The sequence below is a fragment of the Bacillus bruguierae genome (assembly GCF_037104725.1).
Classification (GTDB): domain Bacteria; phylum Bacillota; class Bacilli; order Bacillales; family Bacillaceae_G; genus Bacillus_A; species Bacillus_A bruguierae.
Genome location: NZ_JBAWSX010000003.1, coordinates 392,373 through 411,867, shown reverse-complemented (window position 1 = coordinate 411,867; position 19,495 = coordinate 392,373). Strand labels below are relative to the sequence as shown.

Below are 19,495 nucleotides of genomic sequence, written 5' to 3'. Positions count from 1 at the left end.
CAACCACAAATTTTTAACACTCTAATAAACGAATGGTTGGATAGAGTTGAAGAAACTTATATTTAACTATGGGGTCCCGCTACATCACTATCAATCTAAGATTTTGCACTATCCATAAAACAAAAAAACACGCGGTGTAGGTGCACCACGTGTTTTCAATTAATTCGGAAGCTCCTGATTCCCGTTTACAATATCCTTTGGCTTTACCTTCAAAAATGCCTTGTGTAAGATGTTGTTTTGAACGCGATAAGCTGGTGCATTGACGCCGCCGTAAATCGTGCTAATACCTTCAACCGCTGCACCTGTTGTGATGGTATTGCCAGTGATGTTTGCTTGTTGGCCCTGGAACGGTTTGTCTTTATTCCAATAGTCTCCCACTTTGATAACCGCTTTGTTCATCCCTGGCAGTAAGCCAGAGGTAATCGTGTTATTGACAACATTGATTTGTTTCCCCATTGGGATATTGAGTACAGTTGTATCACCATTGATATCAAATCGAGAGTTTTGAATTGTAACATTTGCGTCTTTGCTTCCGACGTTAAATGTCCCTTTTGCTGCCTTAAATGTACAATTTTGAAAGGTGTAAGTGCCGTTATAGTCGACATGTGTACCACCAGTCGCAGTTGGACTAGATTCAAATATGCAATTGTTATAGGTCCCTCGTACGAATGAAGTGCCAGGGTGATTGAGCACTTTCAAGTTGTCAAAAATACTTCCGTCTGGTGCTTGGCCGCTCACTCTTCCTCCGTTTATGGTTACATTACTTACATGAACAGGGTTGACCCACACATTTAAATCCATATTGTTTAATGTAAGGTTTTTCGCTTCGATTCCAAACGGGACACGACTTGAAAGACTTAACATCGTTTTATCAAATGTCATGCCGTCTACCACCGCGCGAGGTCCTGTGATGCTCATCAGTCCATCCTTTATGCTGTTTCCTTCAAACGTGATATCGTGATAGGCGTAAATACTATTGGCATCAAATGTATTATTCTTGATATATGCATTTGTGAATGGTTCGGAAACAGCTAAACCGATTTTCCCTCTTGATCCGAAGTGATTCCCTTCAACAACCCCATCATGTCCATCATATAAAATGACATCGTATTTGTTATTGTTGTAGAATTTGTTGTTTTTGATGAAGATGTTTTTGTTCATCATCCCGTTTTCACCGTATCCGCCCTCTACGTCAATGCCAGACTCAGGCGCAACACCTTTAATATCATGGAAGACACTGTCTGTGATGGTTACATGGTCCGCGCCTCCCACTGTGATGCCTTGACGCCGATTAAAGGAAAAGTCAGAATGTTTTACGGTCACATTCGTTGCTAATGCCTTGCTCCAAAACTCCCCGTATACACCGCTCGTATTTGCTTTTTTAAACACCGCTTTAAAGGACGCTGCAGATTTTGGAATTTGAACCACTTCTTTTCCGGTATTGACACTGTAGCTAGATAAGAAGGAACCATCTGCTTGATAAAAATAGACATCATAGAGATACGGCAAATTTTTTGCATTTGGCATTTCAAAATAAGGTTCTGTTTTGAGGATGTCCTTTGTGAATGAGATCGGTGCTTTCAATCTAATTTTCGTTGGATCTGCCACTTTGTTTCCATTTTTATCAAGAGAACCCGATTCAAAATGATCTGGATAGATGTCTTGCAATAACGTTCCTTTCCCACCAATACCCGCACCATCACCTGTGAAGTTTGTTGCTTTAACGCCGTCAATTGTCAAGTTTTTGGCCGCATATACAGAAATGCCTATTCCATTTTCATGCGTACCAGGAAAACTCGGTCCTTGTTTTTTCGAATAGTCATGCGTATCTTTATCACCTTTGTACGTCCCGCCTTTTAATGTGACGTTGTCGGCGCCGTACCCAACACATACAGTTGAATATACTTCTCTTGCGTTTGTTTCTTTTTGAATCACAGCATTTTCATCTAACCAGAATGTGATATTCGGAACCATATTGATACACGCGGAAGGGTCATTCGACAAAGCAGGATTTTCTTTTTTTACCATGTACGTTCCTGCTGGAACCTTGAATGTTTTGAGGGCATTTGCTTTTGCGAATTGGAGTGCATCGTTCATTCCTTTTGTCGATTCAATCGGATGCGTGCCATCGTTTGAAATATGCCATTTTTCTTGCTCTTTTTTGTTTAATTCATAAAAAGTACCATCTTTTTCTACCGTTTTGAGGGCAGCTTGTTCACCTGCCGCCGCCTTTACTTGCACGTTCCCATTTTTCAACCTGCTTCCGTTGATCGAAGTTTGAAATAGTCCCTCTTTATTTGCTGTAACGTCTGCAGAAACTTGTTTTCCATCTGCATCTGTCACTTCAATGTGAACAGGCGTATTTGCTTCTGCCGTGCCTTCTACTCCGTAAGAAGATTGATTGTTGTAAATCATATGTTGTAAATTTCCGAGTGCTACGTTTGTTTTTTTTGTTTCTTTTGTTTGTTTTGCCGCTATTTGGGTAGCAGGATTACTTGTGAATACCCTATTTGTTTGCACGAAACGCTTTCGCCCTGCACCGTCCCATTTTTCGTATTTATTTGCGACATGCACCGCGGTAATTGGAATCGGTTTCATGGTATTCCCATTTTCTGTGTGCAAACTATTTTGAAGCAATAACAATAGAGCTGTCATCACCATCATCGATACTTCACCTCTTTCTATATAACCATTTCAAATCAATCGTTTTAAGATTGTTTGTTGGGATCTGATTTCTCCCTTTCTTTTAACTTTTTCTCTACATTGTAAACGATTGTAATCATACATAGAATCATAAGCGTCACGATTCCAATTGTTGTATAAGGACTTCTCCATAACAAGCTAACGACGCTTCCGATTACAATCATAAAATAGCCGCTTCTTTTCAAAACATTGATTCCACACGACATCTACCGTTTGCGACCAGTCACACCGTTTCCCTTTTTCTTGATGAAGAAAAGAAATTTATCGTTTATTTAGATTATTTTTATTATAAGATATAAAGGAATCAGGAAAGGCGAGAGTTTCACCGTTTTTATTTTATTCACGAAAAAACATGATACCATTAAGAAAAACAATTTGGCAAGGGGAAACAATATGAAACACGTAATCAAATCGAAAAAGCAAAGAAACCATATGATTATTCCTTTGCTTGGTATTTACTGGTTCGTTGCACAAAACCAACATCTTTAGCAAGATCTCGTAAGGTATTTGGGGATAAAAAACTTTGAATTTCTTGAGCGAATAGCTGCAATTCATCGGATACAGAAATAGACATACAAAAACGCCATCCTTTCCTATGATTCATGAGAAAGAATAACGTCTTTTCATTTTAGGGGGTATTTTGTCTTGTTAGCTTGATAGCGATGTGACGGTACCCCTGTTAGCTCATATTTTAATTATCCTTACACTTAGCGTACAGAGTACTAGTTAAATTGTTTCCAAAATATGTATAAACGTGCAATTTTCTTTTTTTGATATGGTGAGGCCTAATAAATCCATTTTGATCTCCCAGCATATAAGCCGCCGTTATGCAGAACAAAATATGACCTACACTCACTTTCTCCCGTTGTTTTTACCTTTGCACATGGTAGAAACAGACCCTGACTGCTTCTATGCATGGCCAGTAAAAAAGGGTTTAATCAAAAAGAGCGTCCAGCTTTGGACGCTCTTTTTGATTAACAAGGTATAATGATAGAAAAACATGTTCCTTTTCCTTTTGTACTCTCTATTTCTATATCTCCATTTAGCTCTCTAATAATGCTATACGCAATCATAGTACCAAGCCCAGTTCCTTTTTCTTTTGTTGAATAAAATGGCGTGGCAATTCGCTTTATTTCTTTTCGAGACATTCCAATTCCTGAATCAATAATATCAATTACAATATTACCCTTAATTTCTTGTGCACGAATTTGTAATACTCCACCATCTTTCATAGCTTCAATTCCATTTTGTAAAATGTTAGTTAAGCACTGTTTTAATTTTTCAGGATTCGCATTTATATACAAACACGCTGGAATATCTCTCTTTATTTCAACATTGTATGAAAACGCTAGTGGTGAAATAATATTTGTTACTTCCCGAAAAATACAACTTATATTTAGTGGTTTTTTTATCGTATGTTGTGGTTTTGTGAGAGATAAATAATTATCGATAATCAATTGTACTTTTTCTAATTCCATTAACATAATTTTCAAGTACTCATCTTGAGATGTTTTTGAAATTTCAATTTCACGGAACAATTGAGTGAATCCATATACAGTAGTCAGCGGGTTATGAATTTCATGTGCAATCGATGCAGCTAATTCACTAGCTGTATAAAATTTTTCAGCTCTTTGAATTTTTTCTTTCATTTTAAATTTCTCGATCATTCCCTCTACTAAATAAACAGACAAGAATCCTGTGAAGGCGTTGACCACTACATAATTAATCAAAAATCCAATAAAAACAGCTTCTATTTTACCATTTATTTCAATTTGATTCATTATCGCAAAGATAGAAAAAGAACTAGTACAAATCAAAAGCAATAATGTGTTGAACAATACCTTTTTTCTCCTAAAATAAATGGGTAGAAAATAACGTAATATTGTCGTAATAGCTGTAATTACAGTATATATAATAACTGATGAAAAAAAGCCGTTTCCACCTAAATAAAATCGATAAGCAATATATACAATACCTATACAAATAACGCTTCTTGTGTTTCCATATAGAAGCACTAAAAGAATAGGAATAAAACGCAAATCATAAATATACCCATCATGTAAATGAATAGGGAATGTCATACAAAGAACAATTGCAACCGATGAAAGAAAAGAAATGAGTATGTTGTTACGTGCTTTTTTTTCTGTTTTATCTAACCAAAATACTTGATAACTAAGGATACAAATTATAATAATAAATGCATTTAATAGTAGTGTAGAAATTCCCATATTCTATACCTCCCTAATTTTTTGTAAGGGGGATAATACACTCGTCCTCTAAAACTCCTTTAATTTTATATTACGTTATTTAAATTTATTAGTTCGTTATGTTTTCCAATTTTTAAAATACTAAATAGGCATATGTGCTTTTGATCGTTTATATTCGTTAGGTGCAAAAAAAAATTTTTTTGGGTAAAGACGTACAAGAAAGAGGAAATGGAAAAAACTACACAATTATTTTCTGAAAATTCTGTTAATTCAAAAAGACAAACCATCTTCTCTTCTATATAATTGACTTTATAGTAACATGAAAATAAGCAAATAACAACAAAAACACTCGAATTTCTACTTTTTTCGCCATTTTCCCTCTTTCGTTCCATCCAAAATAAAAACCCTCTTAACGAATGAATATTGTAATTCACCGTCAAGAAGGTCGGTATTATTAATCCTTATAGATGCGCACTACACAAATATTAGCTAATGTTAACATTCCTCAGGCTTACCAGCATTCGTCGCTGTGCGGAACGATGATCCACAGCCGCATGATGCGATTGCGTTTGGATTGTCGATTGTAAATCCACCGCCAAGCATTGATTGCTTATAATCGATTTTTACTCCTTTTACAATTGGAGCACTTTCTTTATCAATAACAAATTCAACACCGAAAAATTCAAGAACTGTATCGTCTTCATTTGGTTCTCTTTCAAATCCTAAGCCATAAGAAAGACCGCTACATCCACCGCCGTGTACAGCAAGGCGAACGTATCTTTCTCCTTCTTCAGCGTCTTTTAACATATCTTTAATTTGATGTGCTGCTTGTTCTGTTACAGTAATCATAGAATTCACCTTCCTTCCTTTCTTCTCTCGTTCTATTATACATCTTTACTCTTCAATCTTATAATAATATACACCGCTGCAAGTGACTTCTGCTGGACCATTCATGAGAACTGTTCCTTCTTCTGTCCATGTAATCATTAAATCTCCGCCTGCTAAATGAACAGTAATTTCTTGTCCGCGCTTCATCTTTCTATTTAAGATTGCAGCTACAACCGCAGCACATGCCCCTGTTCCACATGCTTGTGTAATGCCAGAACCGCGTTCCCATACACGAAAATGCATTTCACAATCATTCAGTACTTCAATAAATTCTACATTTACGCTTTCCGGAAACATCTCATGTGTTTCTAATACAGGTCCTAATGTTGTAAGCGGTGCTTCTTCAATATCATCTACAAAAATAACAGCATGCGGATTTCCCATTGAGACAGCTGTAAATGTGTAACGGTGGTTACTGTAAAGGAAATCTTCACGAATAAATGGTGTTTCTCCTTCACCTAACATCGGTAAATCAATGCGTTTTAATCTAGGTGCTCCCATATCAATTGTTGCCGAGGTTACAATTCCATCTTCAGCTTTTACTTCTGCTGTAACGATTCCTGCTAACGTTTCAATCATAAAAACAGTCTCTTCTACTAATTTATGCTCATATGCGTACTTTGCAACGCAACGCAGTCCATTCCCGCAGCTTTTTCCTTCTGAACCGTCTTTATTAAAAATACGCATTTTCACAGGAGCAATGTCAGAGGGACAAATTAAAATCATTCCGTCGGAACCAATTCCAGTATTCACGTCCGATACTTTTTCAGCAACTTTTGCAAGATGCTCTTCTGCAATTTGTTCTTCAAACATATTTATATAAATATAATTATTCCCAAGTCCGTGCATTTTTGTGAAAGAAAGTTGTGTCATATTATTTCACTCCAAAATTTTTGATTGTTATAAGTATAAAATGAGCGCTTTTGGAAAACAATAAGAATGTCCCCCGTTTCTCATATTCAACGACAATTTTGGTGTAACAATGTCGTACTTACACATATTGTGTAAGCAAAAAGCCCTTCAAAAAAGGGCTTTCTTTTTTGTCTATATACTAAGCAACTGCTGCACTTGTTATAGCCTGTTCTTTCGAAGTGATTTTATGCGTTCAAATGAAAAGGCGCTGCCTCGTTGCAGCACCTTAAAACATCGGGTTTTCATCTAAATAATCGTATACATTTTTCACAAGTTCATCCGGTGTTTCACCTTTTACAACTTCACCGTTTACGAGCGCATACGGCCCTTCAAAACAAACGCCGCAATACCCAAGACAGCCATACTCAATCACATCTAAATTCGGATCTTTCTCTAATTGTTCACGTGCCTTTTGCGCACCGCTTGCAAGGTTGCTAACACAAAATTCAATTAACGGTTTAATCAACCTTAATTCCCCCCTATATCTATTTCAAAGCTTGTTTTATAACAGTAAGCCTAAGATGTTTGTCTAAATCCAGCAAAAACGATTAAAATATTCAATCGTTTCATTTGTTAACTCTTAATAAAAAGCGTTTACTGACAGGAAACTCCATAATTCTACTAATTCTGAATGAGCCACTTCCACTTTTCTTCTTATCCAGTCCCAGCAGCTATATATATCCGTTTTAATTTTTCGACACATAAGTCGCTGCTATGCAAAATACACATGACCTCCACTCGCTCGCTCCCTCTGTTTTAAACATGGCATGTGGTAGAATATGGATCTGACCACTTCTATGCACGACCCGATGCTCTCGTCCACCCCCAAAAATGGTCTTTGTTGTTTTTGTATTTATATAGAATATTCGGTGATATCGCTTCCACTTTCTTATTATTGTACAACAGAGTATGTATTCACGCATTGTTATTTGCTTCTAAATTCGATATAATTTTAATGAGTAAAGTCAAAATATTTTTGTAATATAAAAATTTATGATTAGGGGATATTTCAACAGAAAAGGGGTAATCCATCATGAAGCACCTCGTAATACTTGGTGGCGGCTACGGTGGAATGAGAGTTTTACAGCGTCTTCTTCCGAGCAACCAACTTCCAGATGATGTTCAAGTGACATTAATCGACAAGGTACCGTATCACTGTTTTAAAACAGAATACTACGCATTAGTGGCAGGAACGATTTCTGAAACGCATATTCGCATTCCATTTCCAGAGCATCCACGACTTAATATTCAATATGGTACTATAACCAACGTTGATCTAGAAAACAAAGCTGTTCATCTTGAGGGCGGTGAAGTTGTCAATTATGATGACTTAATTATCGGACTTGGCTGTGAAGATAACTATCACAACGTTCCAGGAGCGAAGGAAAATACATATAGCCTTCAATCCATTGAGCAAGTTCGTCAAACATATCAACAACTAAATGGTTTAGAACCACATGCAACAGTTGCTGTTGTAGGCGCTGGACTAAGCGGTGTTGAAGTAGCAAGTGAGCTTCGCGAAAGCCGTCCAGACTTAAACATTTATTTATTTGACCGAAAAGATCGCATTCTTTTCCCATTCCCAGAGAAATTAAGTAAATACGTAGAAGAGTGGTTTTTGAAGCATAATGTTACAATTGTTCGCAACTCGAACATTACAAAAGTAGAACCAACTATTGTGTATAACCACGATGAACCACTTGAATGTGACGCAATTGTATGGACAGCTGGCATTCAAGCGAGTGAAATCGTTCGTAATCTACCTGTCGAGCATGATAATAGTGGTCGGGTTGTATTAACAAAGTATCATAATATTCCAGATTACGAGAATGTATATGTGCTAGGTGACTGTGCTGCGCTGCCACATGCACCATCTGCACAGCTTGCAGAAGGTCAAGGTGAACAAATTGTCCAAATATTATTAAAACGTTGGAGCAATGAAGCATTACCAGAAGAGCTACCTGTTATTAAACTAAAAGGTGTTCTCGGTTCTCTCGGGAAAAAACACGGATTCGGTTTACTCGCAAATCAGCCATTAATGGGCCGCGTACCGCGTCTTTTAAAGTCAGGTATTCTTTGGATGTACAAACATCATAATGGTTAAAAAATAAAAGAAGTTCACAAAAAATGTGAACTTCTTTTATTTTCTACACTTCTTCTTACATTCCTCTATCCCAAATAATAAATACTGCTTCGTCATCTTAGCACGTTTCCATCTCGATAAAGATGGTTTCATTCCTTCTTTTTGACGTACCCGGTACACATCTTGAAGAAGCGGTTCCCATTCTTTAAAACATTTCATCATATATTGCAGCCCTTCATCTTTAGAAACAATCCGTTCCATCTCTAGCGTGTATATAATACGTCCCATTGTCACAACTGCAAACTCTACCCATTCTGTAGATAAAAATAAATATGGACGCTTTACTTTCTCACTCCAATATTGTTCCACATTGTATTCCATTGTGCTTACAACATCATCCCACGTTACTACATATGGAAGCTCGTCTGCTTTTTGACCCAAAATCGTAATACCACAATTCTTTATCATCCACCACGTCACAGAATTAATGTCCCAATAGCCTTCATTTACTTTTCCATCTGAACAATATAGATACGGTGACATCTCATGATTTTGCTTTCCTACATCACCAAGCGGAATATACATCCCGTCCATTCGTTTACCAAGGTCATGTGTATAAAGCCTCTTATGTAATTCACGTATTTTCACTTTCTCTGCTTCACTGACTTGTTCTGTCATCACCGTTACAAAGTCAATATCACTCGTTTCCGGATGAAACGCATCTAATGCTAATGAACCATACAAATACACACCAATTAGCTTTTCTTTTGAAATGATTTTTTGAAGTTCGTTCACATATTGGTCTAATAAGAACTTTGCTTCTTTTGGTATAGAATGCTCCGTTACGATAGCCATAAGTATACTCCTAACGCTGCTGTCATATTAGGAATTGCTGCAAATGCGTTCGTTTTAGCAGATTGAAAGCGGGATTCTTTTCGCGTTGGCTTTGCCGAGGCAAATGTCCCCCTTGCTCCTAAAATAAATCCATCTATACAAAGAAATACTGCACTAGCTAAGAAAAAGACGCCCAGCCAACCTGCTAATGAGTAAATTGCTGCTGCATCCTCTTTCATACAAGCAATACTGCTAACTAGAAAAAGCCCTATAATCCCTATTACAAATCCCTTCTTCATCTCATTCATCCTCCAAAGCACAGAAAAAGCCCTTGCGATTTGTAGTCTAAGTTGCAAGAGCTCTGTGAGTGATAAGTTATATTATAAATATTTCTCAATTTCTTCGTATACATCCTTTAAGCGAGGATTTCCTTCTCCGACAATCTCGTTATTCACAAGAACAACAGGATAAAATAAGTCTTCTTCCATAACACGCTCAGCAAAAGCTCGTTTTTCTTCCTCCTCTTGCTCCTCATGAATATCCACATATTCAAAATGAAACTTATCTTCTTGTCCTTCATATTTTCGTCCGATTGCTGCTTGCAGCCATTCATACGTTTCCGTTGAAGACGGCATTCCAACGCAGCTCGCACATACAACTTTCGCGCCGTAAACACTAACTTTTATCATATTTTCTCCCCCATTTGCACACACATTTCTTTCCACATCTTATTGTCACATATAAGCAGGAAACTTCCATAAACTATCTTGACAATATAAGAAAGATATTAAAAATAGATTTTCCCCTGTATCTTGATTATAATAAAACTGATGAAAGGAGTCGATAAAAATGGAAAACGAAAACTTACACGAACAAGTAGTAGAAGTATTAGATAAATTACGCCCATTCTTACTTCGCGATGGCGGTGACGTAGAATTAGTAGATATCGAAGACGGTATCGTTAAATTACGCCTTCTAGGTGCTTGCGGTAGCTGCCCAAGTTCTACAATCACATTAAAAGCTGGTATCGAGCGTGCTCTTTTAGAAGAAGTACCGGGTGTAATTGAAGTAGAACAAGTATTTTAATTTAAAAGCGGAAGCGGCCTGCTCAGAACAGGAGGGGGATGGAGCTTCTGACATAGAGGCGCTTTTTGCCTCGACGGAAGACGCGAATCCATCGACTGTTCTAGCCGCTAAAGAAAAAAGAGACCCACCATGGTCTCTTTTTTCAAAATTGCATATTACGTAAGCCAGTCAATCTTGCGAATTCCTAACCTATCAATAGGTAAGCGAATAAGATCATAAAACTGCTGAAGAAACTGTTCCGATTGATCTACACGCCGCAAAATCGTTTCTAACCGATCTTGGTATACATATTTTTGCGTTTCATTTCCAGTTAAGTAATAACCTTCAATGGTTTCAAAATAATGAAGCGGAAAGAGAAGACGGGCAAATAATAAACGCCAGCCAAACGAAGATAATGAATAGTTCCGTTCGTAGTCGGTTAAGAACTGGACAATCGTTTCTTCCCAGTTCTCTCTTTTTTCAAAAGAAATATGACGTACCCATTCGGCTAAATCACGGCTTGGATGGTCATATACCCAATCAACTGGCAGCTTTAATCGTTTCGTTTGCTGCCAAAGTAATGGCGTAAATCGTTCCTGACAAATTGTTGCGGCATCAGTAGGTTGAGGATTATCATCAATTTCTGTATCTACTACATATTGAATCGCGTTTTCGGCAAGACCTAAGTAGTACGGAAAAGATTCAATAAATAATTGTTCAAACACATCAGTAGGGTGACTTGCTATTTTAGATTGCCAAAAACGTTCGAGTTGATCTAATCGTTTTTCCCAGAGCGACTTCCATTCACCAATTCGGCTGAGATGTTCAATTTCTTCTGAAAAGAATGCACCGCGCTTATGAAATAACGATAACTCACTTCCTAATGAAATGACATTACGCTCTAACGTGCGTATTCCTTTTAACAAACAATAATTTGTTTCTTCTATCTCACTAACATAATAACCTTGTACGTTTGGCACAAACGTCGCAACGGTAATATCACCTTGCTGATTCATATAATCACTTAATTTTTTCATTTCAACAAGCTCTTCTTCTTGCAAATGACCGGCAGGAAGAAGCACATAAATTTTATTACGAACCCAAAAGCTTTTATAAGGACCAAGAGGTGTAAATTCTTTGACGTGTATATGATAGTTCTCATAAATATGTTGAATCATCGTACTCGCCACCTACATTTTTTCTATATATATATGAGCCTTTAATTGAATTTCATTCCTATGCACATCATACACCTATACGTATACAATATAAAAAAGAAAAAAAGGTGATAAACATGACACAACGAAATGAACTACAAGAAAGAGCATTACAGTTACTACAAGAACGCGGTGTAAAAATTGACGATATTGCAGAACTCGTTCATTTTCTTCAAAAAAAATATCATCCAAATTTAGCAATGGAAGAATGTCGTTATAATGTAGAACGTGTCTTATCCAAACGTGAAGTACAAAATGCCCTCATTACAGGAATTGAATTAGATGTTCTTGCCGAAAAAGGTTTACTAAGTGCACCTCTTCAAGACATCATCCACCGCGATGAAGGATTATACGGAGTAGACGAAGTTGTCGCCTTATCCATCGTCAACGTATACGGCTCAATCGGTTTCACAAATTTTGGCTATATCGATAAATTAAAGCCAGGTATTTTACAATATTTAAACGATAAATCAACAGGTAAAGTTCATACATTCCTTGATGACATCGTTGGAGCGATCGCTGCTGCTGCTTCAAGTCGTTTGGCGCATAGAGCTGCACATGCTGAATAATACAAAAACAAGAAAACCAGCTTCTATATAAAAAGAGCTGGTTTTCTTATTTATTTCTCCTCATACTCCATAAGCTGAAACTCTCTACCTCTGTTCACAAAAGACACTTTCTTTTGAAAACCTGCTTTCATATATAGATGAATGGCCCGCTCATTAAAAGCCGCAACACTTAACCGAATTTTCTCTGGCTTAAACTCATCCTTCGCAAACTGCAATCCTGCTTGTAAAAAAGATATCCCCAGCCCCTTTCCTGTTAATGCTGGTTTCATCCCAAGTCCGATATCTATAGCGCGCTCACCTGTGTATAACTTCGCATCTCTTCCGCCTGGTACCTGTGCGTTATCCCCAAAACAAAAATAACCTATGAATTTATCCTGCTCATCACAAACACCGTAATATGTACCATCAAGCAATTCTTTTAACGTTTCATCTTCCCCAGTAAAACTATACAGTTCATACGGGGCCTCATATTGCCATGTATTGATTTCTTCCGCTTCTTCGATTGTAAGGTTATGAATGTTCATTTGTATGTTCTCCTCGCTTTCCTTATACCTATTCGCTCACACGAAAAGAATTCCTGTTATGCAAAGCATCTTCTTTGCTTTCCCTCTAGGAATCCTGCCGCATGCCCATCAAGCTAACGGTGTGAAACCCTATCTACACCTTGATTTTTGTACTGTGACTAATGAGTTCGTTTGCTTGATATTTACTAGATCGCTTTACAAAGCCAACTTGTCTGGCGATGTCTTGTAGGACTACTGGAGATAGAAAGCGTTGTAATTCTTGTAAGAATAGATGTAATTCTTCAGAAAGCGAGAGGTCCATAAAAAAATGCCATCCTTTCCTATGGTTCTACAGAAAGAATAGCGTATTTTTTCATTTTAAGGGGTATTTTATTTTAGTAGGTCGATAGCGATGGGACAGAACCCCAGATACAGCTTTTAACCTTCTTTGTAAAATGTAAATGAATTCGCTGTTATAGTTACCCGTTGATCTTTGTCGTGTTCATCTATTTGTTCTTTTGGCTGATATTGCCTCTCCATCGCTACTTTCATGCGGCGTACAATTGTATTCCCCGCAATAATAGTAAGGGTAAAACAGCCAATCGGTACCAGTGGAATCCAAGGATGTACTGATAAAGAGCGGAAATATAAGCCGATAAGCCCAGACCATTCGCTGCTGACGGATTCAGATTCACCGCCAGAGAAGACAATGGTTCCACCAAAGAAAATCTCTAATACGCCTAGATGTGCGAAGAGGATTAAAGCTTGTACAAATTGCTGCATTAAGACAATCATGAAGAGTGGCCGTAAATTCGGAAATAAATGTATCTTGATAAGGTGCCACTTGTTACCGCCAAGTGTACGAGCAGCGTGCATAAATGCTTCAGACAGCAGTTTCTTCGTTTCATTTGCAAAATAAAAAGACAGCGTCGGTAGTGCTAGAACGATAAGAACCATCATTTGAAAGAAAATGCGTTGATAAAAGGGCGGAGGTATTTCGCCGTTCGCAAACTGCAATACATTCACTAGCATAAAAAAAGCGATGAGTGTCATTGGAATAACGGTAAAGCTATCAGATGTCGCTTCAAGATTTCGAAAAGTTCGCTTTATATAAAAAGCAATAAAAATTCCAATCCCAATCCCAAAAATGGTGCGGATGACTGCGATGAGAAAGGCAGCGCCAATACTCCATTTTGCTCCTTCGATGACGCGGTGCAATAAATCATAACCTTTCTTATCTGTACCTATTGGGAATTCTAGAGAAGGAGGAAACGGTGCTGCTTCTACTTTTCCATTTTCATCAAATCGTATCGACACTTGGCGAACTTCTCCGTCCATGAAGATAGAGTTTCCGATGCTTGCAAGGACGAAAAGAAGGAGAAAGGAAACACTAACAATGAAAGATTTATCCTTTTTTAATGTACGCCACATGTTATGCTTCTCCTTTCAATTCGTCTGGAATGAAAATGTGAAACAACTTAAAGATAGTAAAAATTGGTATATAAATGAGTAGCATTGAAATGATAAACACTTCAGGAATGCCGTAATCTTTTATGAATAAAAAAGTGCCTGGGATATTAAAAAAATATTCAATGATGTATAAGCTCGATAACATAAACCATATGTTTGTTTTCGAGAAATAAAGCATGCTCAGTAACACATTGCGTAGCACGTGATGATTTAAAATATGTAGTTTACTGAGCCCTTTTGCACGGGCTAACAATATATAATCTTTTTGCAATTCTGTTTCAAAGCAAAATAAAAGCAATTTTACAAATAGTATAATGGAAGGTAAGCTAAGACATAGTATTGGAAGCAAAACGACCTTTTTATCACCTATGCTTCCGATATTCATAATAAGTACATCTGTTTTTTTGTAAATATACACAACAAGTAACTGTAATCCGAGGATGAATAACATATCTGGGATGGACTCAAGAAAGTCGAGAAAGACCATTATTTTTTCTTGTTTACGTTTTGATAGTTGCAGAATGATGTATACGATGATGAAAGAAATGAGTACAGAAATTAGTAAGGACATCAAGAAAACAAATGCAGTTTCTTTGTACTGTATGAGAATTTGCGGGAATAATGGTCTCCCGTTTGATGGGTCCATATAAGGGCCATAATAGGTTAACGGTTTATTGCCAAACAGTTTTGAAAATGTCGATGTAATAGAGTCGATGTAATTATGAACGTTAAGCTCCATACCAATAAATAATTGCGGCAATGTACCTAAAAAGAAAATGACGATTATCGATAAGACGAGATGAATCGGTATTTCGACAAATTTATTTGTAAGTATTTTTTTCATATATGCCCCCCCGTATATTTTATGTAATATATACGATGAATTTGTCGGAAAATCCTTTTTATGTTAGGGAGATTTTTTATATATTCATTGATATTAGCCTGGTGAGTAACTTGTTGAATTTTGTCTTTGTCATGTTTGTTTGATACATTCCCAAAAGATATATTATCTTCAATTGTGAAGAAATAACGAATAAAATTTTGGAAAAGCACAGTGATATTTTCTCTTAACGAATGTATCTCAATATCACGAATGGAAATTCCATCGAAATAAAATCCCCAATTTTAACTGCGGATTTCTTAATGAGCCATATGATAATTCCAGCAGCTCCGCAATAGGACATAGCGATCAGACCACTAAAAAACACTTCACTTCCTTTCTTTCCTAGATTGACTAAGCAATTACAAAGAAGCCAAACATTTTGTTCGGCTTCTAACCATCAATTACAATTCATTTCTTCTTCGACTATAAGCCACTGTATAGATGGTTGTACCAGTTAATATGGCAACAATAAAAACGAGTAATAAATTACTATACAAGTACGCTTTCGCATTTTTTATAGTGGAAAGTAACGGATATTCTAAAATATGTTTTGTTAATAACCCACCAACAATCGCTATCCCTAGTCCTTCTGCTAAAAAGCAGGCGAAGCTGAGAAATCCCATACCTGCACCGACTTCCTTCGGCCCCAAAGCATCCGCAACACTCGTAGAAATGACTGTTTTAACGAAGGAGAGTCCACCAAATATTAGAATTAACATACCTGAAACGAACCATGGTGTTTGATCTGCAAATAATGAAATGATAAAAAAGCTCGCAACAATGAAAAATGAGCCAAGCCATAGAACAAATGTAGTTCCTCGTCTATCAACTAGGCTACCACCAACAGTGCCGAATACCATTACACTCATCGTCCCTGGGAATATAACCCACCCGATCATACTTGCAGACAGTTGGTGTATATCTCTCATCATATAAGGAATCATTGCTATACAACCTGCCACAGTACCTAAAAGAACGCAACCAGTTAGAACTCCCAATATAAACTTTCGGTTTATAAATAATCTTGGTTCTATAAAAGGTTGTTCAACCTTGTGTATATGCAAAGCGAAGCCTGCAAACAACACAAAACTAGTCACCAAATACAACCAATTATATTGTGTTGTATATATAGTAAATGTGACAATTCCACAGGACAGTAACACTATTCCAAAAGTATCTATCCTCTTCCCCTTTATGGATTCATTGGGAAGTTCTTTTAGAAAAAAGGGGATAGTAAACAGTGTCAGCATCGGAATCAGAAAAAGAAAGGGCCACTGTACATAATGAGCAATCGTCCCGCCAAGAGCTGGCCCTATTCCTTCTCCCATAGCTACCAATGAGCCGATTATGCCAAATGCTTTCCCGCGATCTTCTGATTTCATGTAGCGTGCAACGATTACCATAATAAGCGCTGGCACTGCTGATGCACCAGCACCTTGCATAAAACGCGCAGCAATTACAGCCAAAAAATGAGAATGTGCCAACACTCCTAAAAGTGATCCACCACTATAAGCAAGCAGACCAAAGACAAGTAATTTCTTCACACCATATTTATCACTTATTGTTCCGTACGTGATTGATCCAATCGCAAATGAAAGCATAAAACTTGTATTTACCCAGTTAGCTAAAGATGGTGATATACCAAGATCTTTCGCGATATCAGGTAAAACTACATTAAAAACCATTTCGTTCAATACACTAAAGAAAGCAAGAAAGCCAAGCCATAGAAAAGCCTTCTTCACATCAGTAAACACATAATTCGGTAAATCGGTTACTGTAGTTGATATATTACTATTCTTTAATTCTTGTAAATCTTTTTCCACTAGGATGATACCCCCATATTAAAGGGGAACCACGCAGTTTATAGGGTAAATGATGCGTTTTCCCCTTGAATTTGTACCCTCATCATTTTTGCGCACTTCATAAATACGCCTCCTCATTACATTTGTTCCATATTATACCATCCAATTGCTTGGCAAGAAAGAAATAAAACCTCACACAATTCGACCACATATATCACCAAAACGAATTTTTTGTTATAAAAAATAGGCAACCATTTACGATTGCCTATCTCTTCTTACATCTTCTCAATCCACTCCGTCAAACTGTGTACAACATGCGTTGGCTGCACGTCGTATTCTGTTAATTTTTCCACAGATGTGACTCCTGTGTGGACAAGTAGTGTATCCATGCCCGCATTCATGCCTGCTAAAATGTCCGTGTCATAGTTATCCCCAACCATTAATGTTTCTTCTTTCGTTGTTCCGAGTACTTTTAATGCTTGCTCCATAATAATGGATTCCGGTTTACCAATGAAAATTGGATTTACTGTTGTGGATACTGCTACAACGGATGTTAAGGAACCGTTCCCTGGTAATAAGCCACGTTCTGTTGGAATCGCAATATCACCGTTTGTTGAAATGAATGTTGCCCCGTTTCGAACAGCTAAACACGCTTTTGCCAATTTTTCATACGTAATTTCACGATCTAGTCCAACAACGACAAAATCAGGATTACTATCCACAAGTGTGAATCCTTTTTCCACAAGTGCATCACGTAAACCTTCTTCCCCAATCATATATACAGAAGCATTTTGTTTTCTTTCATATATAAAGTTCGCTGTGGCCATGCTTGTTGTAAATACTTGCTCTGGTGTAGCCGGAATATCAAACTGCACAAGCTTGTCTGCCACTTGCTCTGGTTTACGCGTCGAGTTGTTCGTCACAAATAAATAAGGTAAGTTACGCTCTTGCAACGCCTTTATAAAATCGCTCGCCTCTTCAATGCGTTCTTCGCCTCGGTACATCGTTCCGTCTAAATCAATTAAATAGCCTTTATACACAGATGTCACTCCTTCTTGATACATACTCTCTTCTTATCGTATCCTCTTTTCCAAAAGAAAAAAACGCTTTTTCAAAAAGCGTCCCATAATGTTCATTTTTTTTCTATGATTTGATACGAACAGAAACAGTCTCCCACGCACATACTCGATAATACTTTTACATCAGTGGTTGGCAATAGCTTATTATACATACTTTTCTCATCATGACAAATTTGCGGAAACTTTTCAGCTACCTCCATTAACGGACAATTTTGTTTTTGTAGTATGAAAGAATGTTCACTTTCTTGTTCTACGCGCACCATATACCCATTTTTTTCTTGCATGATTGCAATTTCTTTTAAGCGCTCTAATGTTGTTTCCTTTCGATTTACACGTTTTGCCAATTGTTCTTCCATACGGTCTGTTCGCGCCTGCAAAAGTTTCTTAACAAGTTCTTCATCGCCAATACGCTGCAAATCTTCTAGCATTTCGACTGCAAACTGCTTATATTGTTTTGGAAACAAGTCTTCTCCTTTTGCACTTAAACAGTAGACATACATTGGTCTTCCGACATGTTGCCGTACCATTTTCATTTCAATGAGCTTATCCTTCTCAAGCTTACTTAAATGACGACGTACGGCCATCTCTGTAATTTGCAACGCTTCTGCTAATAACGAAACCGTTTGTTCTCCTCTTACTTTCAAAAGTTGAATAATTTCCTCTCTTGTGGAACGTGCCGCTTCCCCCATTTCTTAACTCCCTTCGAAAAAGCTCTAACGGACAGTATACATCATGGTCCATTAGAGCTAAAACATAATCTATTCTCCCACAAACGCAGATACAGGACCAAGCTCTTGTTCCAAATACCGGCGAATATTGACAGGGTATTGTTTTATCATATCAATATGTTTTTGCACTGTATGATACACTTCTGTATGGTTCATACTTACATAATCCTGCACAATCATTTTTCGAAGACGAACGACTTCTTTTAAATGTTCTCCTTCTTCATTTGTAACAACTTTTTCATCCATTAAAATATCAATAATATCTTCATAGCTACCTGGATCGCGCATAATAAATCCATCAATCATGGCATTGCCTACATCTAAAATAGAATCAATCATAAGATGCGCCATACGCTCTAATGCATATTCCTCAAGCGCTCCCTTGTATTCTTGCTTTGTTTGAAATGCTGCAACAACTTTCTCTAAACACTGTAACATTTGTTCAATTTTTTTACGGTCTACAAAGTACATATATGTCACCTACCTGGAAATTAAAGCATTTTCATTCCCAATTGTAACCCTTTATTCAAAAAAAATCGACAATTTTTCGAA

General features: G+C 37.2%; 21 protein-coding genes and 2 pseudogenes. 3 read left to right on the top strand and 20 right to left on the bottom strand.

Features of this window, described 5'->3' with window-relative positions; translation table 11 throughout:
* Positions 1–159: 159 nt before the first annotated feature.
* From WAZ07_RS08735 to WAZ07_RS08705, 7 genes are all read right to left on the bottom strand, one after another.
* Positions 160–2,664 (bottom strand): right-handed parallel beta-helix repeat-containing protein, encoded by a 2,505-nt coding sequence (locus tag WAZ07_RS08735; RefSeq protein WP_336472097.1) that lies wholly within the window; start codon positions 2,662–2,664, stop codon positions 160–162.
* A gap of 44 nt (positions 2,665–2,708) precedes the next feature.
* Positions 2,709–2,867: a hypothetical protein gene (locus tag WAZ07_RS08730; RefSeq protein WP_336472096.1), complete on the bottom strand. Its 159-nt coding sequence runs from the start codon at positions 2,865–2,867 to the stop codon at positions 2,709–2,711.
* A gap of 272 nt (positions 2,868–3,139) precedes the next feature.
* A complete protein-coding gene (locus WAZ07_RS08725; protein ID WP_336472117.1) occupies positions 3,140–3,277 on the bottom strand; it encodes a hypothetical protein in 138 nt (45 codons plus the stop codon).
* 400 nt (positions 3,278–3,677) lie between these two features.
* Positions 3,678–4,931 (bottom strand): ATP-binding protein, encoded by a 1,254-nt coding sequence (locus tag WAZ07_RS08720; protein ID WP_336472095.1) that lies wholly within the window; start codon positions 4,929–4,931, stop codon positions 3,678–3,680.
* A gap of 474 nt (positions 4,932–5,405) precedes the next feature.
* The gene (locus tag WAZ07_RS08715; RefSeq protein ID WP_336472094.1) at positions 5,406–5,759 is read right to left on the bottom strand and encodes a HesB/IscA family protein; all 354 of its coding nucleotides are present in this window, start codon (positions 5,757–5,759) and stop codon (positions 5,406–5,408) included.
* A gap of 45 nt (positions 5,760–5,804) precedes the next feature.
* The gene (gene dapF / locus WAZ07_RS08710) at positions 5,805–6,671 is read right to left on the bottom strand and encodes a diaminopimelate epimerase (RefSeq protein WP_336472093.1); all 867 of its coding nucleotides are present in this window, start codon (positions 6,669–6,671) and stop codon (positions 5,805–5,807) included.
* Between the two features lie 265 nt (positions 6,672–6,936).
* Positions 6,937–7,176, bottom strand: a complete 240-nt coding sequence (locus tag WAZ07_RS08705; RefSeq protein WP_090918412.1) for a YuzB family protein — start codon at positions 7,174–7,176, stop codon at positions 6,937–6,939.
* Between the two features lie 567 nt (positions 7,177–7,743).
* Between WAZ07_RS08705 and WAZ07_RS08700 the strand changes: the two genes are divergently transcribed.
* Positions 7,744–8,814, top strand: a complete 1,071-nt coding sequence (locus WAZ07_RS08700) for an NAD(P)/FAD-dependent oxidoreductase (RefSeq protein ID WP_336472092.1) — start codon at positions 7,744–7,746, stop codon at positions 8,812–8,814.
* A gap of 36 nt (positions 8,815–8,850) precedes the next feature.
* Here WAZ07_RS08700 and WAZ07_RS08695 read toward each other — a convergent pair whose 3' ends face one another.
* From WAZ07_RS08695 to WAZ07_RS08685, 3 genes are all read right to left on the bottom strand, one after another.
* A complete protein-coding gene (locus tag WAZ07_RS08695) occupies positions 8,851–9,648 on the bottom strand; it encodes a nucleotidyltransferase domain-containing protein (RefSeq protein WP_336472091.1) in 798 nt (265 codons plus the stop codon).
* Positions 9,636–9,926 (bottom strand): hypothetical protein, encoded by a 291-nt coding sequence (locus WAZ07_RS08690; RefSeq protein WP_336472090.1) that lies wholly within the window; start codon positions 9,924–9,926, stop codon positions 9,636–9,638. Before WAZ07_RS08690 ends, WAZ07_RS08695 begins: the two co-directional genes overlap by 13 nt.
* 81 nt (positions 9,927–10,007) lie before the next feature.
* A complete protein-coding gene (locus WAZ07_RS08685) occupies positions 10,008–10,316 on the bottom strand; it encodes a YuzD family protein (protein WP_090918403.1) in 309 nt (102 codons plus the stop codon).
* 178 nt (positions 10,317–10,494) lie between these two features.
* On the opposite strand from WAZ07_RS08685, the pseudogene WAZ07_RS08680 reads away from it, so the two are divergent.
* A pseudogene (locus tag WAZ07_RS08680) lies at positions 10,495–10,713 on the top strand (NifU family protein); the annotation flags it as partial.
* Positions 10,714–10,868: 155 nt separating this feature from the next.
* On the opposite strand, the gene yutH reads toward WAZ07_RS08680, so the two are convergent.
* Positions 10,869–11,870 (bottom strand): spore coat putative kinase YutH, encoded by a 1,002-nt coding sequence (yutH, locus tag WAZ07_RS08675; protein ID WP_336472089.1) that lies wholly within the window; start codon positions 11,868–11,870, stop codon positions 10,869–10,871.
* A 116-nt stretch (positions 11,871–11,986) separates the two neighbouring features.
* Between yutH and WAZ07_RS08670 the strand changes: the two genes are divergently transcribed.
* Positions 11,987–12,478 carry a phosphatidylglycerophosphatase A family protein gene (locus WAZ07_RS08670; RefSeq protein ID WP_020063076.1) on the top strand — a complete coding sequence of 164 codons (492 nt, stop codon included), beginning with the start codon at positions 11,987–11,989 and terminating at the stop codon, positions 12,476–12,478.
* 50 nt (positions 12,479–12,528) lie between these two features.
* Here WAZ07_RS08670 and WAZ07_RS08665 read toward each other — a convergent pair whose 3' ends face one another.
* The 9 genes and pseudogenes from WAZ07_RS08665 to WAZ07_RS08630 all read right to left on the bottom strand — a co-directional run bounded on the left by WAZ07_RS08665 (position 12,529) and on the right by WAZ07_RS08630 (position 19,414).
* On the bottom strand, positions 12,529–13,002 hold the full coding sequence (locus WAZ07_RS08665) for a GNAT family N-acetyltransferase (protein WP_336472088.1): 474 nt from the start codon (positions 13,000–13,002) through the stop codon (positions 12,529–12,531).
* Positions 13,003–13,159: 157 nt separating this feature from the next.
* Positions 13,160–13,303 (bottom strand): annotated as a pseudogene (locus tag WAZ07_RS08660) (IS4 family transposase); the annotation flags it as partial.
* A 116-nt stretch (positions 13,304–13,419) separates the two neighbouring features.
* On the bottom strand, positions 13,420–14,412 hold the full coding sequence (locus WAZ07_RS08655) for an ABC transporter permease subunit (protein ID WP_336472087.1): 993 nt from the start codon (positions 14,410–14,412) through the stop codon (positions 13,420–13,422).
* 1 nt (position 14,413) lies between these two features.
* On the bottom strand, positions 14,414–15,295 hold the full coding sequence (locus WAZ07_RS08650) for an ABC transporter permease subunit (RefSeq protein ID WP_336472086.1): 882 nt from the start codon (positions 15,293–15,295) through the stop codon (positions 14,414–14,416).
* A gap of 440 nt (positions 15,296–15,735) precedes the next feature.
* Positions 15,736–17,088 carry an MFS transporter gene (locus WAZ07_RS08645; RefSeq protein ID WP_336472115.1) on the bottom strand — a complete coding sequence of 451 codons (1,353 nt, stop codon included), beginning with the start codon at positions 17,086–17,088 and terminating at the stop codon, positions 15,736–15,738.
* 107 nt (positions 17,089–17,195) lie between these two features.
* Positions 17,196–17,258 carry a tetracycline resistance efflux system leader peptide gene (locus WAZ07_RS26215; RefSeq protein WP_413788878.1) on the bottom strand — a complete coding sequence of 21 codons (63 nt, stop codon included), beginning with the start codon at positions 17,256–17,258 and terminating at the stop codon, positions 17,196–17,198.
* A gap of 153 nt (positions 17,259–17,411) precedes the next feature.
* The gene (locus tag WAZ07_RS08640; RefSeq protein WP_336472085.1) at positions 17,412–18,176 is read right to left on the bottom strand and encodes a TIGR01457 family HAD-type hydrolase; all 765 of its coding nucleotides are present in this window, start codon (positions 18,174–18,176) and stop codon (positions 17,412–17,414) included.
* Positions 18,177–18,268: 92 nt separating this feature from the next.
* Positions 18,269–18,904 carry a helix-turn-helix transcriptional regulator gene (locus WAZ07_RS08635; RefSeq protein ID WP_336472084.1) on the bottom strand — a complete coding sequence of 212 codons (636 nt, stop codon included), beginning with the start codon at positions 18,902–18,904 and terminating at the stop codon, positions 18,269–18,271.
* Positions 18,905–18,973: 69 nt separating this feature from the next.
* Positions 18,974–19,414, bottom strand: a complete 441-nt coding sequence (locus WAZ07_RS08630; protein ID WP_090918391.1) for a DUF86 domain-containing protein — start codon at positions 19,412–19,414, stop codon at positions 18,974–18,976.
* Positions 19,415–19,495 lie beyond the last annotated feature (81 nt).

Coding starts and splice junctions, on each gene's coding strand:
- WAZ07_RS08665 (WP_336472088.1), bottom strand. CDS start 13,002: ATGAACATTCATAACCTTACAATCGAAGAAGCGGAAGAAATCAATACA.
- dapF (WP_336472093.1), bottom strand. CDS start 6,671: ATGACACAACTTTCTTTCACAAAAATGCACGGACTTGGGAATAATTAT.
- WAZ07_RS08635 (WP_336472084.1), bottom strand. CDS start 18,904: ATGGGGGAAGCGGCACGTTCCACAAGAGAGGAAATTATTCAACTTTTG.
- WAZ07_RS08715 (WP_336472094.1), bottom strand. CDS start 5,759: ATGATTACTGTAACAGAACAAGCAGCACATCAAATTAAAGATATGTTA.
- WAZ07_RS08655 (WP_336472087.1), bottom strand. CDS start 14,412: ATGTGGCGTACATTAAAAAAGGATAAATCTTTCATTGTTAGTGTTTCC.
- yutH (WP_336472089.1), bottom strand. CDS start 11,870: ATGATTCAACATATTTATGAGAACTATCATATACACGTCAAAGAATTT.
- WAZ07_RS08735 (WP_336472097.1), bottom strand. CDS start 2,664: ATGATGGTGATGACAGCTCTATTGTTATTGCTTCAAAATAGTTTGCAC.
- WAZ07_RS08650 (WP_336472086.1), bottom strand. CDS start 15,295: ATGAAAAAAATACTTACAAATAAATTTGTCGAAATACCGATTCATCTC.
- WAZ07_RS08725 (WP_336472117.1), bottom strand. CDS start 3,277: ATGTCTATTTCTGTATCCGATGAATTGCAGCTATTCGCTCAAGAAATT.
- WAZ07_RS08690 (WP_336472090.1), bottom strand. CDS start 9,926: ATGAAGAAGGGATTTGTAATAGGGATTATAGGGCTTTTTCTAGTTAGC.
- WAZ07_RS08670 (WP_020063076.1), top strand. CDS start 11,987: ATGACACAACGAAATGAACTACAAGAAAGAGCATTACAGTTACTACAA.
- WAZ07_RS08695 (WP_336472091.1), bottom strand. CDS start 9,648: ATGGCTATCGTAACGGAGCATTCTATACCAAAAGAAGCAAAGTTCTTA.
- WAZ07_RS08730 (WP_336472096.1), bottom strand. CDS start 2,867: ATGATTGTAATCGGAAGCGTCGTTAGCTTGTTATGGAGAAGTCCTTAT.
- WAZ07_RS08685 (WP_090918403.1), bottom strand. CDS start 10,316: ATGATAAAAGTTAGTGTTTACGGCGCGAAAGTTGTATGTGCGAGCTGC.
- WAZ07_RS08700 (WP_336472092.1), top strand. CDS start 7,744: ATGAAGCACCTCGTAATACTTGGTGGCGGCTACGGTGGAATGAGAGTT.
- WAZ07_RS08630 (WP_090918391.1), bottom strand. CDS start 19,414: ATGTACTTTGTAGACCGTAAAAAAATTGAACAAATGTTACAGTGTTTA.
- WAZ07_RS08720 (WP_336472095.1), bottom strand. CDS start 4,931: ATGGGAATTTCTACACTACTATTAAATGCATTTATTATTATAATTTGT.